Below are 15,828 nucleotides of genomic sequence, written 5' to 3'. Positions count from 1 at the left end.
CTTATATTGTCCTAGAGAAGATTTATATATAATTAAATTTTATGAAAAATTTTTGATTAAAGTTGTCAAAAGTATATAGATAACAATACCTATCACGGAATGTTTGTAAAAAATCAATATTAAGATAATAGACATCAGTTTATGATAAATGAGGTATGGCTCCATAAAAAAGTGTATTTGAAAAAATTAGGGTATAATATTCAATCCAGAATGGAAAACTTTTTATCTTTTCTACTTTTGGGCAAACTTAAGCCAGATGATTAGATATTTAATTGCACTTTACTTTCTATTAACAGTTCAATTTGGAATTGCCCAGAGCATAAAGCTTTCCGGTCAGGTTAAAGACTCCTTGTCAAACAGTCCAATACCTTATGCCAGTATCGGTCTACTCGATGTCGACAACAAAGTAATCGATGGAATGATGACAGATTCACTTGGAGCTTTTCGATTTTCCAATATCAAGAAGGGAAAATACAAAATCAATGTCAAATTCATCGGTTACAAACAAATACACCGGTCTATTGAAATCAAGGACCAAAAGAAAATCCATATTGGAACTCTATTACTGGCTGCAGCTGGACAAAATCTTCAAGAAGTAACCATTATTGCTAATACAGCAACACAAAAACACAGTAGTGATAGACAGGCGTATATGGCAAGTCAATACAAAAATGCCACTGGTGGCACTGCATTGGATATTGTAAAAAATTTACCTTCTGCATCGGTTGATGCGAGTGGCCATATCAGTATGCGTGGTAATACGGGTGTCATTGTATTAATAAATGGGAAACCCTCTTTCCTGGATCCTGCAACTATCTTAAATCAAATAGCGGCCAACGATGTCACCGAAGTAGAATATATCACCAGTCCCACCGCCCAGTTTGATCCGGATGGCAAAGGTGGCATCATCAATCTAAAAACAAAAAAATCTACTGTCGCTGGATTTTCCTGGTTAGTCAATCTTCAAGCCGGTTTACCGAGTATAGATGACTATAATAATCGTGAACCGCAAAAGCGTTTTGGAGGCGACATTGGTTTCCAATACAATAAGAAAAAATTAGCATTAAATGCTGCTGCAAATTATCTCAGAAATGACAATGCTGGATTTCGGGAAGGTGATGTCAATACAGTCATTGGAGACCGTCAGACCTTTTTCCCTTCAAAAGGTGAAAGAAGTTTTGATAAATACAACTTTGGCATTAGGTTGAATGGTACTTATGATCTATCCGACAAACATGCTGTGAGCTTAGGTATACTAGCTTCCCGAAAATTTCAAGATCGACTTGCCGATATTTACTATAATAACAGGACCATCCGTCCATCTACCGGAGAGGAAATAGCACGAACAGACTATTTCAATTCTAATCTCCAGAATAAACAAGGAGAATTTTACATGTTTGATTTTAATTATGAATATAAAATCAACACCGCTAATTCCCTTCAAATGGGTGTTATCTACGAATATGCTCATATTTATGGCTCAACCAAAAATGGAAATATCGAACGTGATGTAGATACAGTACAGTGGATCCACAATAAGTATAAAAATCCACTTCATGGATTAAGACTTTCCCTACAGCACACCTGGAAATCTGATCATCAGGAATTATCGACCGGTTACCAGCTAAGAAACGATAACCAAAAAGGGAGTTTCGACTATTACGCTTCTCAAAATGGTAGCAGCAACCAACAATTAGTTCCAGAATTTACCGGTAAACTAACCGCGACCAACCGTGTACATGCTATTTTCACACAGTATAATCAGCAATTTTCAGCAACCCAGTTATCCCTAGGTCTGCGGTACGAATATTACCAACGCGATTTATATTTACTGCATAACAATCAGAAATATCCATATGCTATCCATCAATTATACCCAACCTTTAATTTAATGCACGATTTGGGATCCGGTTGGTCATGGAAAGTAGCAGCATCCAGACGGGTGCAACGTAACAATAACTTTGAACTGAATCCTATTCCAGAACGGGAACATTCCGAAACTCTAGAACAAGGCGATCCGGAATTATTACCGGAGTTCACTGTAAATACTGAAACTGGACTGATCAAAAAACTAAAAACAGGAAGTGTTTTTTTGAACGGTTATTACCAAAACACTAAAAATCCGATCCAAAGAGTAAATTCCGTATATGCAGATACCATTCTCCACCGTGTTTTTACCAATGCCGATTATGCCTCTCGATATGGTGCAGAGATCGGTGGCGAAATTCGATTGATCTCTTGGCTGAAACTAAATGGCGGACTTAATGTATATCACTACAAAATTTCTGGACAGGTATTAAATGATCAAGATACCAGAACAAATCAGGACTGGGTATATTCCATTAATGCCGGCATTCAAGCTGATTTCTTAAAAAACTGGAGTACAGGACTGCAGATCAATTATTTATCAGAAAAACCCACGGTACAGGGTATGGATTCCCGATTTATCGTACCGAACTTTAATTTAAGTAAAGCTTTTTGGAAGGGAGCACTCACGGCTCAATTGCAATGGCAATTTATTGAACTCGGTGACTGGGGTGTAAACGAACAACGGATTACCACCTACTCCCATGACTTCTATACCACGACAAACTACATTTATGAAAAAAATATAGTTTTGCTTAATCTAAGCTTCAATATGCATAAACTGAATAAGTTATTTAAACTTCCGAAAAGCGAATTTGGAGAAAAAGAATTCTAGTTTTCTTGTTTTTTGAATTCAGAAGGAGTCATACCTGCATAACGCTTAAAGTACTTAGAAAAATTTGATTTATCAGAAAAACCTAAGTCAAATGCTACCTCTGATATCGAATTTGCCGTGTAGAACAACAGTCTTTTGGCTTCCTTGATGATATATCCTGCTAATACCTGCGAAGCCGTTAGATCAGCATTGGTCTTACAGTTAGCACTGAGGTTTTGTGGGCTCGTATTCAACTGAGAAGCGTAGTAAGCGACGTGGTTTACCACTCTGATCTCCTTGTTGAGTAAGTCACAGAATCGGTCATAAAGATTTTGCTGCGTAGATTTGGCCTGTTTTGAACTGGCTTTATATTCTAATACTTTTGCCAAGAAAGCTTTAAACAAGCCTTCTTGGCAAATTTTATTATCCTCCACAGCTAAAATTCTTAAGAGATTTTCAAAAATATCAGGTTTATCAAAGTATATCGTATCATATCGACCAATAGTATTGACCAATCTATTGATTTCAAGATCCAAACTTTGGCTCACAAAAGTATCTTTTACCAAGAGTACAAAACCCTTTACTGGATTGACCAACTCCCAATGATGTACGTTATCCTTCTGAATGATGAGTAAGCATGGTGTCTCTATAATGGATTCTCGACCATCTACGACATGTTTACCTGATGTCGACGATAGAAAGACCAGTTCCAGGTATCCATTATGCTTGTGCGGTCTGGTTATATTTTTGGAAAAGTCAAAATCGACAACTTTTATTAACCGTTGAACTTCCAATTTATCTTTTATCTCGATCTTTTTTCTATCCTTCATCGTTCTGCAATTATAGTAAACAATATTGTAAAATAGCACAATTACAATCCACTTAATCATGTCACGTAATGACACCGTAATCCAAAATCAATGAACCGCTATCAGAAACAGTATAGAAATCTTCTAGTAAATCTATTTCAAATCAACCAAATTTTAAAGTATTTAGAAAGGCTCAATATAATCCATATTTGTGATGATCATAACTTCCTAAATACTACTATGAAAATTTAATGGGAATCAGAACCATTAAAAACAACAAGTGCAAAATAGGAGTTCCTATTTTATATCTCTACCTTTAAGCTCTATTATATATAAAATACTCACTTAAAATACATTTATGGTCTTTGGATTGTTTGAAACATTAGCTTGTGCATGCTTAGTATTGCTTTTAGGATTTTTTATCGTTAAGAAGGTAAGTTTTTTCAGAAACTATAATATTCCTGAACCAGTTGTTGGAGGATTTTTTGTTGCTATTATTCTCTACATCTTACATGTAACTATGGATCTTAGCTTTTCATTTGAATCCTCACTTCAAACAACCATGATGCTGTTTTTCTTTACTTCGATTGGTTTAAGTGCCGAATTTGAGAAACTAAAAAAAGGTGGAAAACCGTTATTAATATTTGTGGTTCTGACAGGGGCTTTTATAGTTGTTCAAAATATTTTTGGGATATCTATAGCTTCAATGCTAGGTATAAACCCGAGCTATGGACTGATCGCTGGTTCAATAACGCTAACTGGAGGTCATGGAACAGGCGCAGCATGGGCACAAAATCTAACGGATACTTTCCATATAAGTGGAGCAATGGAGCTTGCTATGGCCTGTGCAACCTATGGATTGGTGATGGGAGGACTCATAGGTGGACCTGTTGCAAAAGTGCTATTAAAGAAGAAAAATATAAATCCTACAAATGAAGTTCAAGAAAAGGAACTTCCTATAGAAATGTTTGAAAGTCCAGCTTCAAAAAGAAGAATCAATGTGCGGAATATGATTGAAACATTAACCATGTTTGCCATTTGCTTGACATTGGGTCAAATTCTCTATGAATATGGAAAAGGCTCTTGGATTGAACTACCTAATTTTGTTTGGTGCTTGTTTGTTGGGGTTGTCATTCGGAATACCATTAATAGAACATCAACATATGTAGTCAATGATCATGCTGTGGATGTACTTGGAAATACAGGCTTATACCTTTTCTTAACCATTGCGCTGATGTCTCTACAATTATGGCAGTTACAGGGATTAGCTTCGCAAGTACTGATCATTTTAGTACTACAAACTGTTTTGTTGGTCTTCTTTGCGATGTTTATTACTTTTAAAGTGATGGGAAGTGATTATGATGCAATAGTATTAAGTGCGGGACATTGTGGATTTGGATTAGGGGCTACGCCAACCGCTGTAGCGAATATGCAATCAATAACAGATAAATATGGTCCATCACATAAAGCATTTCTAATTGTTCCTATGGTAGGCGCTTTCTTTGTTGATATATTAAACAACTTATTTATAAAACTATTTGTAAGTTATATATCATAGGGTAGTATACATAGTTTACTTCTATACGCAATACATGAAGTCAATAATTTGGCTCTAACGCCCAATTATTGACTTAAGTAGCTAAATATTAAGAATAAAAAAACGCATAGGTAATGACTGTAATTCCTACTGTAAAGCAATAAATAGCAAAATAGGTCAGTTTAGCTTTTTTCACAATATTAATCATCCATGTACATGCAATCAACCCGGAAACAAATGCAGCAATAAATCCAAATAACAAGGAAAATGGTTTAATCGTTAAAGATGCTAAAGATTGATATTCAATATTTAAATCTAATACCATCTTGGCTGAAGCTCCAAGTATCAAGGGCAAAACCATGAGGAAAGAAAAACGTGCGGCTGCAGATTTATCAACTCCCAATAAGATGGATGTTGAAATAGTAGAGCCAGACCTAGATAAACCAGGAAGTAATGCAGCACACGATTGAGCAAGTCCTATGATGATAGCCTCTTTAGTACCTATCGACTTACTCGTATTTTTAGCTCTATTTGCAAAATATAGGAGACAACTCGTAACTAAAAGCATCATGCCCACAATTAATAAATTGGAGAAGAGTTCTTCTAGCGTATCTTTTAGAAAAAAACCTACAAACGTGGCAGGAATCATTGAAAGTACGATATACCAAGAATATTTTGTTTCCTCATTCCATTTAAACTGAAATATTCCTTTGATTATTTTCAAAATGTCCTTCCTAAAAATTACAATAGTACTCAAAGCTGTAGCTAAATGTAAAACAATAGCAAACAATAAATTTTCCTCAGGATCGAATTGAAGACCTAGTAACTGTTGAGCAATAACGATATGCCCAGAAGATGAAACGGGTAAAAATTCAGTTAATCCTTGTACAATTCCAACAATAATAGCTTTGATCGATTCACTCATTATGTAATTCTTTTTAAATTAAGGTTCCAATGTAACCATATTTTTTCAAGTATCATAAATATCGATTTATCTAAGTTGGTCTGGTCCAATTTCAAGAAACATGCTAAAGATTAATACACTGAATAACAGATTGTATTAAGCGAACAAAAATTAATGTATAATACTCTTATTACTGATCATTTTAGTAGAACAAACCTTGTTAAAATATACATTAGATATTCCCTTATGGGTATGATTATTGCTATAAAATAAGTATTAAATACCCCACCTTGTCAAAGTAATCTAACAATAGATTGAAACGTATAAATATGCCAATAAAATTATTAAATCGAATCAAAAAAAATGAGCTTAGTCAAAGACAACATTCTTTAAACGACAGCTTACTTTCTAAAAATTGCTCTAATAAATACATATTAGGAACTTATGTATTTCCATGTAAAGATCTAGAAAAAAACCAGCCCCTGTTCAATGATGGTATTCCTTCGCTTATTTTTATGCCTAGCTTGTCGAATGAAACTATATTAAGAAAAAAGGGTGACCTGATCAAATTAAAATCCGTTTGGTTATGTTGCGGAATAATTAAAGATATGCAGTGGGAAATACCAGATGGTTTAGCATATATTATAGTCATTCGTTTTAATCCGGCCTCATTTTATTCCATCTTTAATATCAATAGCACTGCGCTAACAAATAATACCGTATGCAGTTTTGAAGATGTCGTCGATACGAAATGGTCTTCTATCATTAAAGAGATGTATACCAAGAATAATATAGAAGATAAACTTCACGTCTGGAATAGCGCGCTTGAACAATTAAAAATAAATGATTTTTTACCTCCTATTCTGAAATCTTCAATAACGGTTATAGACACATATAAAGGCAATCTAACGGTTTCTCAACTGGTGATGTTATTAGGTGAAAATGTAAATCAAAAATGGTTACAAAGAAATTTCCTTCGATATCTCGGCATTACACCAAAGAAGTATATTTCACTTCAACGCTTCATATACACCTATGAAATGTATGAAAGAGAAATGCCTACTCCATTAAATATGGCACCTTTTGAGGGAGGCTATTACGATTACAATCATTTTTTTAAAGATTTCAAACAATATTTAGGTGTTTCTCCGAAACACTATTCCTGGAACTGATTCACTAAATTAAGAATCGCTAGGGTGTATTTATGTCTCTTTTTTACTAGTTGGAGGTTCCAATGATTTGTATTTTTGTACTGAACTTTTACAATTGAAATTATGGAAAAAGGAATTAATCTAAATGTTTTTAAAGATTTTTTCAAATCTAGTAATGCTGGCGGAATACTATTATTTATCTGTGTCATTATTTCATTAATCATTGCAAACACATCACTCGGATCATCTCTTCAGGCGCTTTTAGATTGGGAATTGGGATATGAATCAACTGCTGTCCATTTAAAATATAGCGTGCTCCTTTGGATTAATGATGGTTTAATGGCAATCTTCTTCTTGCTGGTAGGCTTAGAAATTAAAAGAGAGATTGTAGAAGGCGAATTGTCCTCTCCTAAGAAGGCTTCATTACCTATCCTCTGCGCAATAGGTGGAGCAGTTATTCCTGCGCTGATTTATTTGAGTATAAACGCAGGAAAAGACACTGCTTCTGGTTGGGGCATTCCGATGGCTACAGATATTGCATTTGCTTTGGCTGTTATAACGCTTCTTGGAAACAAAATACCAGCAAGCTTAAAAATCTTCTTAGCCGCTCTGGCGATTGTGGACGATTTGATCGCAATTTTAGTAATTGCATTATTTTACTCATCTGGTATTGAAATTACTTATCTGATATATGCCGGAATTGGTCTTACTATTCTAGTCATTATGAATAGATTAAATATCTTAAATCCCTACTTGTACCTTATTCCCGGTGTATTTATTTGGTATTTCATACACCATTCAGGTATTCACGCTACTGTTGCGGGCGTATTGGTTGCCATGACGATACCAACTAACGATACGGCAATCGAATCACCATTAGAGCGATTAGAGCATGCTCTGGTAAAACCTGTCAATTTTTTAATTATTCCCATATTTGCCTTTGCAAACACCAATATTACCATTGAAAGCGAAATGATTCATGGCTTAATAGCTCCGTTGGGTCTCGGTATCAGCCTTGGACTTTTACTAGGAAAACCTTTAGGGATATTTTTGATGGCCTTCATCTGCTCTAAATTAAAAATTAGCAGCCTACCGGAAGGTAGTAATTTAAAACATATAATAGGAATTGGATTATTAGCCGGTATTGGTTTTACAATGTCTATCTTTATTTCCATATTATCTTATGAAAATCCTTTGTATGTTAATGAAGCGAAGTTATCTATTCTGATTTCTTCAGTTTTAGCTGGATTAATTGGATATTTTTTATTGAAAAGTTTCGGTAATAAAAGATCAACTGAACAGCTTTAATAAAAGATCTGACTGAGACGATACTTTTTAAAAAATAATTTTGAAACATACACTTCATAAAATAAAGAACTACTGGCTTTCTGATGCTAGTTTCGTAACCTTGGTGGTTATGTTGATGTTTATGGTATTTGTCATGCCTATTCTACTGGAACAAGGTTTTGCAAATATCATCATACTAAATGTTTTATTTTTGGTATTGTATTTTATTGGAATTTTTTCCAGTAAAGAAAGGTGGAGTATTTATCTATCATCACTCTTGTTTTTTGCTCATTTAATCCTACAGCTGATCAGATTTGACGATACACCAAAAGAATACTACCTGATCGAACGACTGGCAGGGCTTATCAATATGAGTCAATTTATACTTATTAATATTCGATTACTTTTCAGGGACACCAATACGAATAAGTACCGAATCATCGGTGCTATAAATGTGTATTTGTTATTTGCTTTGATGGGAGCTTTTGCTTTTGAAATTTTAAACATACACACAGGAAAATCGATTACCGGAAATGTGCTGTTAGCAAACAATGACATGGATTATTCCGTATATATTTACTACAGTTTAGTTTCCCTTACAACAGTAGGATATGGCGATATCTATCCGGACGGAATGTCGGCCCGAATGCTATCAGTGATGTTGTCCGTAATTGGAATATTATACCCAGCAGTAGTCATAGCGAGATTAGTCTCTAATAATGGCAAATCAAATCAGGTATAATATACCTTATAGGGTCGCTCTCGTATCCAAAGCGGCAGCATTTAATACTGTCTCTAAGGAACCAACATCAATATGGGCACTCGGGTGTGAACAGCCAACTTTTTAGAAGCACTTTTACGAAATAAAGTGGCTAAAAAGCCTAATTTCCGAGGTGCTGTAACTAAGAGGTCTATGTGATGATCTTCTACATAGGTGTTAATTTTCGAAACGATATCCTCTCCTTCCAGATAGGAATAAATAGGCTCAAGACTGTCTAAACTTGAATGTAAAAATGACTGCTCTTCTATAAGTTGAGCAGCAGACTGCTGACCTAGGACACTAACATTGACGACATGCCATTCTAAACTCAAGAGCTCCTGCATCTGAAATATCGTTTTTACAGGTAGCCTTTCATGCAAATGTGATAAATCTACAGCTAAAAGTGCTTTTTTATAAAGATGTGCCGGATTCATTTCTGGAACCAGCAATAGATTAAAGGCATGTGATTCGATGAGATCAATGGTTGTCGATCCTACACTATTTTTCCCCCCATCGCCACTTCCACGCAAACCAACCACTATCAGATCAATTTTGTCATTTTCAGAAATTCGAAAGACTCCATCCATCACGGTCAGTAAGTCGTAATGTGCGCTCACATCTGTTAGTGGAGAGACATTTAATAGCTCCCGCTTTAAATGACGCAATTGTCCCCTTACTTCATCTATTTCAACATCATCTATTAAAGGAGGCGGCAGCATGAAGTCTCCACTACCATAAAAACTGCTATTATAATACGCAAGCGAGTGGTATATAATGACATTTTTAATTTCTGTCCGTTTAGCGATAGTCAATAACTGATTGAAGGCATGTCGAGCAGTAACAGAAAAGTCAGTTAAAAAAACAATTGTTTCCATGTTCTTGAAATCTATAATCGGTTCATTAAAGATGTGTTATCATTTTTTAAACAATCGTACCCTCGTATTGTTTAAAAAAATGAAAACTTAGCTCACACATTTGTCCCAGCAAATGGAATTAGAAAACCTTTTTTACATCGCATTTTTCCATTGTAGTCTATAGTTTGCTTTTCCATAATTAAAGATTCAAAAGTAATTTTGAAAAGAGAAAAACAGATGCAAAATACTGAATATTAAACACTTATTTAAAAAATTTAGAATGATCAATAGGAGTTTTAAAACGCTACTATTTATTTTTCGTACATTTGTTTGTTAATATGGAAAAAGCAAACATCATTAACATTACCGAAAAAACAACAAGTTCAATTTATCAATGGACATTCAATCTCGTGGAATCAATAGGAGTTCACGACAAAAATGCACACATCTTAAGTGCTACCTTTCTCATAATCGCAACTTTTATACTCTTACTATTTTTAGATTATATTTTGCGTTTTTTTTTCAATTCAATCGTTACCGGATTTATTAAAAAAAGTAAAAACAACTGGGATGACAAGTTACTTGAAAATAAGGTACAGATCCATTTAAGCCGTTTGATACTAATAGCAATAGCTCAACAGTTGCTACCCTATATTTTTATTGGGTTCCCTTCATTCATCGATATCATTACCAAACTGCTCGGAATACTGATGATTTTTGCTATCTACGGTGTAGCAAATGCGCTATTAAAAACTTTGAGAGATATATTGCGTTCTTCAAAAGCATTTTTGGATAAGCCTGTTGATAGTTATCTCCAAGTATTGCAGATCTTCCTAATCTTTGTCGTTGGAACTCTTATTGTTTCTGCAGTTACAGGCAACTCTCCTTGGTCATTTCTGGTCTCTCTCGGAGCTGCATCTGCTATATTGATGTTGGTTTTTAAAGACACCATACTCGGATTCGTAGCGAGCATACAGGTGTCAGCAAACGATTCGGTTCGCGTGGGAGACTGGATAGAAATGCCAAAATATGGGGTCGATGGCGATATCCTACAAATAAATCTGAACAATGTCCGCGTACAAAACTGGGATAAAACGATCGTCACGATACCGACCTATACATTACTCAGTGATTCCTTCAAAAACTACAGGGGTATGCAAGAAAGTGGCGGTCGGAGGATCAAGAGATCTATCAACATCAAAATATCGACGATTCGTTATCTCAGCAATGAAGAAATCCAAGAGCTTAAAAAAATTGGACTTTTAGCTCCTTATATAGAAAAAAGGGAAAAAGAAATAAAAGAGTACAACGAACAAAACAAAGTAGACCCCACGGTTCTTGTAAATGGTAGAAGGATGACCAATATTGGATTATTCAGAGCCTACATTAAAGCTTATGCCGTGCAAAATCCAGATATTCATCAGCAGTTGACATTATTGGTTCGTCAATTAGCTCCCAATGAACATGGACTTCCCTTGGAACTTTATATGTTTACAAAAGGAACACAATGGTCATTTTTTGAGGATACCATGTCCGATATTTTCGATCATCTATTTGCCGCTATTAAGTATTTTGATCTAGAGGTTTTTGAACTGCCTGCATCAGATGATCTTCGGAAGCATTTAAATCAGAAGCATTCTCCATCAATGTTAAAACCATAGCATAATGCAACTATTGATTTTTTTATCGTGAGAAAATTATATTAAGTAGTCCTTCATCTGTAGAAATTGAAATAAAACACGATGCTATGACTGATTTTCAATGTGGGGTCGGTAGCCAACTTGAAGAAATATCAGACTTCTTACTTGAGGAAAAAAATGCACCAGAAATCGGTACAATGAAAACCCATGTTCCTATGACTTATTTTGGAGATGAACGTCAGGGATATGATATTCAATATTTTACCAAAAATGAGATTATTAGTGATTTTCTCAAACAATATCAACGTTTTCTATCCTTATCATCACATGAAAAAAACGAGATTTTCATAGGTAGCAATCTAAAAGATCAGGATTAACAATAGCATCAGTTCGCATCGTCTTTTTTTAGAACAGAAGTAAAATGTGCCATATAGATTTAACCAATATGTAAATAACAAATTTAGAAAAGGTGACTAAACATTCGATTTAAAAATTGTCTCTACAGTACTCGTCCAGTAGTTGATACTGGACGAGTACTTTCAATGCTACACTCCCTTCAATATCTTAATATCGGAACCTTTAATTTTGATGTTCAACCAATTTTTAAGTTTTGCGAGCTCTTTACTATCTAGTTTTTCTTTGCTATTATAAAATAATATCGTTTCCATTTTGGTACTATCAACGGTATTCACCGCTAGCTGCTTTCCGATCGAAAAAGGAGTTAACGTTGGAAATAACGTTGTTATTTCCTGAATTAATTCCTGATCATCAAACTTATAAGTTGCAAGTTCTTTTCGAAGATTTTGAATAGCGATATCTTTTTCCGATACATTTTCCGAACGCCTACTGATTTCAGCTAATATATCACGCTTCAAATCAGTACTATCTTGACGGATCAGCAATTCTGTATTATTAATGTGATATAGATCGAGTTTACTTTTGAGTTCAACTAGCTCAGATTTTGAAAATTTCTTATCCAAAAAAGCGAGTTCGATTTTTTTGGGACGACTGTTAAACTGTGTTTTTTCATAAATCAAGGTATATCCCTTTTCTACAAGTTCATTTTGGATAAAACTATTGACTTGTTGTGTAAACTTCTTCTGTTGCAATAAAGCATATGCCAAATAAAAACTAGGAATGATCATCACCAAAATTAACAAGGTAATCGTTCTTGTAATACGCTTTTTCTTCCCTTCATTTAAAAAACTGACGCTAGGGTATTTTAGAAATTTGACAATAAGAAAAGTCGATATACAGATAAAAAAGCAATTGATCATATAGAGATACATAGCACCTCCGAAATAAGATAGACTGCCGATGGCCAGCCCATAACCTGCTGTACACAGCGGTGGCATCAATGCAGTCGCAATAGCTACGCCAGGTATCGGATTTCCTTTCTCTACCCTAGTGATTGCGATAACCCCCACCATACCTCCAAAAAATGCAATCAATACATCGTATATATTAGGAGATGTCCGCGCAAGTAACTCGGATTGAGCTTCTTTAAAAGGACTAAGAGAAAAATATATAAACGACACTATTAAACTAACTAGCGTCGCTATGATTAAGTTTTTTAAGGATTTTTTTAATAATCCAAAATCATATGTTCCCAAAGCAAAACCGGCACCAACTATAGGTCCCATGAGCGGTGATATCAACATTGCTCCAATAATAACCGCTGTAGAATTGACATTTAACCCTACTGATGCAATCACAATAGCACATGCCAATATCCATAAATTAGCTCCACGAAAAGAAATATTAGCCGTTACATTCTCTAAGACCTTATCCTTCTGATCCTCTCCTTGATGCAGATTTAAAAACTCTTGTAATTTATTCAAAATATATGTTTTTTATGACCTTACGTACCTTATAAAAAGGATTATTTTGAATACAATATAACATATTCTGTAAACTTTATAACCATGTAAATAGAAATAAAAGTATTCACTTTACAGCAACTCTTTATATTCTAAAAAAGAAAAGTATAATTGGACATAATTTTATAGATTTGTGACTGATTTCCTCCAAATTCTTGAAATGAAGCACTCTTATTTGAAACGATCCACTTTAACCCCTACCCAGCTTTTTATATTAAGTTTTATGATGTTAATCCTTGGTGGAACAATATTGTTAATGCTGCCCATTTCACTCAATAAGGATCTTTCTTTCATAGATGCCCTATTTACATCTACTAGCGCAGTGTGTGTTACAGGACTAATTGTTGTGGACACCAGCAGTCATTTTACGCTATTTGGACAGATCATTATCTTGATGCTCATACAGGCTGGAGGATTGGGTATACTTACTTTTTCCAGTTATTTCAGTTTTTTTTTCAAAGGGGGTTCTTCTTATGAAAATCAATTAGCAACCAAAGACTTTATGAATGCCGAGCGAGTCGGAGAAGTATTTACGATGCTAAAACGAATATTATTGATCACCTTTATCGTGGAAGGAGTTGGAGCTCTATTGATTTATACAACATTGGATAGTACGCTGATACCACAATGGGAGCACCGTATTTTCTTTGCGGTATTTCACTCCATTTCATCTTTCTGCAATGCAGGCTTTTCGACATTACCATTGGGGATGATGGAAACTCCTTATCTCTATAACTATCCACTACAAGTAATTATAATCCTATTATTCGTATTTGGTGGTCTTGGGTTTCCGATCGTTATTAATGTAGTCAAATACTTAAAACATCTTCTTAACCGAATGATCATGTGGATCACAAAAAAACAAGATCATTACATTCCTCGGGTACTAACGATTAATAGTAAAGTGAATCTGATTACTACTTTTTTACTTATCGTAATTGGTACTTTAATTCTATATATTAAAGAATATGATCATGTACTAGCTGCACATCATGGAGTGGGCAAAATCGTAACGGCCCTTTTTACCGCAACGACTCCACGGACAGCTGGCTACAATTCCATTAATTTTCATGAGCTGTACTTTTCTTCCACCCTATTGATCATTTTGTTAATGTGGATCGGAGCTTCTCCAAATTCTACGGGAGGTGGTATCAAAACAAGTACCTTTGCATTGGCAATCTTTAACTTTATATCATTAGCAAAAGGCAGAGATAGAATTGAGGTATTTCAACGCGAAATATCAGAAAGCACTATTAGAAGAGCTTTTGCTGCCATGACGCTTTCTTTATTGGTCATTGGTATTGGCGTATTTCTAATTGCAACTTTCGATCCTAAACTGAATCTTTTAGATATTGCTTTTGAATGTTTTTCAGCTTATAGTACCGTCGGTCTAACTTTGGGGATCACAGCGGGGCTAAGTACAGCAAGTAAGTTGGTCATCATTACGATTATGTTTATCGGAAGAGTAACCATGCTGTCGATACTGGTATCAGTATTCAAAAAGATTAAATTTACAAATTACCGTTATCCAACGGAAGAAATGACTATTATATAATATATGAAATTTATCGTAATCGGATTAGGAAGTTTTGGCGCATCTCTAGCAGAGAAATTAACAATACAAGGCAATGAGGTCATGGGTGTTGACAACCGTATGGAAAAGGTCAATATGCTAAAAGATAAGATCACCAATACCATCTGTATTGATGCAACAGACGAAACTGCATTTACAAGTCTCCCGCTGAAAAATACGGATATAGTAATCGTGGCAATTGGGGAAAACGAAGGGGCTAATATAATGGTAACTGCACTATGTAAAAATCATTTTGTAAAACGCCTTATTAGTAGAGCGATCAATCCACTTCATGAAAAAGTTCTTACCGCTATTGGCGTTAGCGAAATTGTGCATCCAGAAGAAGAAACCGCCGAACGATGGGCAAAAAAATTATGTTTGAACGGACTTATCGAATCCTTTGAGCTGAATGCAAATTATAGTATCATTGAAGCGGTGGCGCCTAAAAAATATGTAGGTAGAAATATTTTGGAAATTGGATTTAGAGAAAAGTTCAGTATACTGGTCCTGACCATTATTAAGAAAACCGAACAAAAAAATATATTCGGAGAAAATAAAATGGTTTCCACTGTCTTACACGGTATACCAGATCCTAAAACAATCATTCAAGACGGTGATATATTGGCGTTATATGGAAACAACGAAGACCTCAAGAAATTCTTAAAATAAACGCTCCAAAAATAAAATAAACTCCTTCCCTTACTGTTTTAACGAATGTGGAAATAGTGGCATACACTAAAAGCAGAGAGCCTT

13 protein-coding genes are annotated in these 15,828 nt (G+C 34.8%); 9 read left to right on the top strand and 4 right to left on the bottom strand.

Features of this window, described 5'->3' with window-relative positions:
• The first annotated feature begins 256 nt into the window (after positions 1-256).
• Positions 257-2,701, top strand: a complete 2,445-nt coding sequence (locus B3P23_RS15015; protein ID WP_293927586.1) for a TonB-dependent receptor — start codon at positions 257-259, stop codon at positions 2,699-2,701.
• Here the strand turns inward: B3P23_RS15015 and B3P23_RS15010 are convergent.
• Positions 2,698-3,510, bottom strand: a complete 813-nt coding sequence (locus B3P23_RS15010; protein WP_293927583.1) for an AraC family transcriptional regulator — start codon at positions 3,508-3,510, stop codon at positions 2,698-2,700. The two genes, B3P23_RS15015 and B3P23_RS15010, sit on opposite strands and share 4 nt — an antisense overlap.
• Before the next feature lie 337 nt (positions 3,511-3,847).
• On the opposite strand from B3P23_RS15010, the gene gltS reads away from it, so the two are divergent.
• Positions 3,848-5,047, top strand: coding sequence for a sodium/glutamate symporter (gltS, locus tag B3P23_RS15005; RefSeq protein ID WP_045753451.1), 1,200 nt, complete (start codon positions 3,848-3,850; stop codon positions 5,045-5,047).
• A gap of 88 nt (positions 5,048-5,135) precedes the next feature.
• Here the strand turns inward: gltS and B3P23_RS15000 are convergent, their stop codons facing one another.
• Complete coding sequence (locus tag B3P23_RS15000) at positions 5,136-5,951, bottom strand: undecaprenyl-diphosphate phosphatase (protein WP_281046944.1); 816 nt, start codon at positions 5,949-5,951, stop codon at positions 5,136-5,138.
• A 308-nt stretch (positions 5,952-6,259) separates the two neighbouring features.
• On the opposite strand from B3P23_RS15000, the gene B3P23_RS14995 reads away from it, so the two are divergent.
• The 3 genes from B3P23_RS14995 (at position 6,260) to B3P23_RS14985 (ending at position 9,110) form a co-directional block, all read left to right on the top strand.
• A complete protein-coding gene (locus B3P23_RS14995; protein ID WP_248753266.1) occupies positions 6,260-7,102 on the top strand; it encodes a helix-turn-helix domain-containing protein in 843 nt (280 codons plus the stop codon).
• Between the two features lie 102 nt (positions 7,103-7,204).
• Positions 7,205-8,389, top strand: coding sequence for a Na+/H+ antiporter NhaA (gene nhaA / locus B3P23_RS14990; RefSeq protein ID WP_094772514.1), 1,185 nt, complete (start codon positions 7,205-7,207; stop codon positions 8,387-8,389).
• A gap of 40 nt (positions 8,390-8,429) precedes the next feature.
• A complete protein-coding gene (locus B3P23_RS14985; RefSeq protein ID WP_293927573.1) occupies positions 8,430-9,110 on the top strand; it encodes a potassium channel family protein in 681 nt (226 codons plus the stop codon).
• 53 nt (positions 9,111-9,163) lie between these two features.
• On the opposite strand, the gene B3P23_RS14980 is transcribed toward B3P23_RS14985, so the two are convergent.
• On the bottom strand, positions 9,164-10,003 hold the full coding sequence (locus tag B3P23_RS14980) for a universal stress protein (protein ID WP_293927571.1): 840 nt from the start codon (positions 10,001-10,003) through the stop codon (positions 9,164-9,166).
• A gap of 317 nt (positions 10,004-10,320) precedes the next feature.
• Here B3P23_RS14980 and B3P23_RS14975 point away from each other — a divergent pair, with 317 nt between their 5' ends.
• Positions 10,321-11,643: a mechanosensitive ion channel family protein gene (locus tag B3P23_RS14975; protein WP_293927568.1), complete on the top strand. Its 1,323-nt coding sequence runs from the start codon at positions 10,321-10,323 to the stop codon at positions 11,641-11,643.
• Positions 11,644-11,729: 86 nt separating this feature from the next.
• A complete protein-coding gene (locus B3P23_RS14970; RefSeq protein WP_045756159.1) occupies positions 11,730-11,999 on the top strand; it encodes a hypothetical protein in 270 nt (89 codons plus the stop codon).
• Between the two features lie 168 nt (positions 12,000-12,167).
• Here the strand turns inward: B3P23_RS14970 and B3P23_RS14965 are convergent, their stop codons facing one another.
• A complete protein-coding gene (locus tag B3P23_RS14965) occupies positions 12,168-13,463 on the bottom strand; it encodes a DUF389 domain-containing protein (RefSeq protein ID WP_293927564.1) in 1,296 nt (431 codons plus the stop codon).
• A 199-nt stretch (positions 13,464-13,662) separates the two neighbouring features.
• Between B3P23_RS14965 and B3P23_RS14960 the strand changes: the two genes are divergently transcribed.
• A complete protein-coding gene (locus B3P23_RS14960) occupies positions 13,663-15,057 on the top strand; it encodes a TrkH family potassium uptake protein (RefSeq protein WP_293927561.1) in 1,395 nt (464 codons plus the stop codon).
• 3 nt (positions 15,058-15,060) lie between these two features.
• A complete protein-coding gene (locus B3P23_RS14955) occupies positions 15,061-15,744 on the top strand; it encodes a potassium channel family protein (RefSeq protein WP_045752975.1) in 684 nt (227 codons plus the stop codon).
• Positions 15,745-15,828 lie beyond the last annotated feature (84 nt).

It is taken from the genome of Sphingobacterium sp. UBA6320 (assembly GCF_002440335.1).
In the GTDB taxonomy this organism is placed as follows: domain Bacteria; phylum Bacteroidota; class Bacteroidia; order Sphingobacteriales; family Sphingobacteriaceae; genus Sphingobacterium.
The sequence above is the reverse complement of the archived record's forward strand: the minus strand, read 5'-3'. Positions and strand labels throughout refer to the sequence as shown.

Bases quoted from the DNA above. Each gene is read 5' to 3' on its own strand.
- B3P23_RS15010 (WP_293927583.1), bottom strand. From the start codon at position 3,510: ATGAAGGATAGAAAAAAGATCGAGATAAAAGATAAATTGGAAGTTCAA.
- B3P23_RS14970 (WP_045756159.1), top strand. From the start codon at position 11,730: ATGACTGATTTTCAATGTGGGGTCGGTAGCCAACTTGAAGAAATATCA.
- B3P23_RS14995 (WP_248753266.1), top strand. From the start codon at position 6,260: ATGCCAATAAAATTATTAAATCGAATCAAAAAAAATGAGCTTAGTCAA.
- nhaA (WP_094772514.1), top strand. From the start codon at position 7,205: ATGGAAAAAGGAATTAATCTAAATGTTTTTAAAGATTTTTTCAAATCT.
- B3P23_RS14980 (WP_293927571.1), bottom strand. From the start codon at position 10,003: ATGGAAACAATTGTTTTTTTAACTGACTTTTCTGTTACTGCTCGACAT.
- gltS (WP_045753451.1), top strand. From the start codon at position 3,848: ATGGTCTTTGGATTGTTTGAAACATTAGCTTGTGCATGCTTAGTATTG.
- B3P23_RS15015 (WP_293927586.1), top strand. From the start codon at position 257: ATGATTAGATATTTAATTGCACTTTACTTTCTATTAACAGTTCAATTT.
- B3P23_RS14975 (WP_293927568.1), top strand. From the start codon at position 10,321: ATGGAAAAAGCAAACATCATTAACATTACCGAAAAAACAACAAGTTCA.
- B3P23_RS14955 (WP_045752975.1), top strand. From the start codon at position 15,061: ATGAAATTTATCGTAATCGGATTAGGAAGTTTTGGCGCATCTCTAGCA.
- B3P23_RS14960 (WP_293927561.1), top strand. From the start codon at position 13,663: ATGAAGCACTCTTATTTGAAACGATCCACTTTAACCCCTACCCAGCTT.
- B3P23_RS15000 (WP_281046944.1), bottom strand. From the start codon at position 5,951: ATGAGTGAATCGATCAAAGCTATTATTGTTGGAATTGTACAAGGATTA.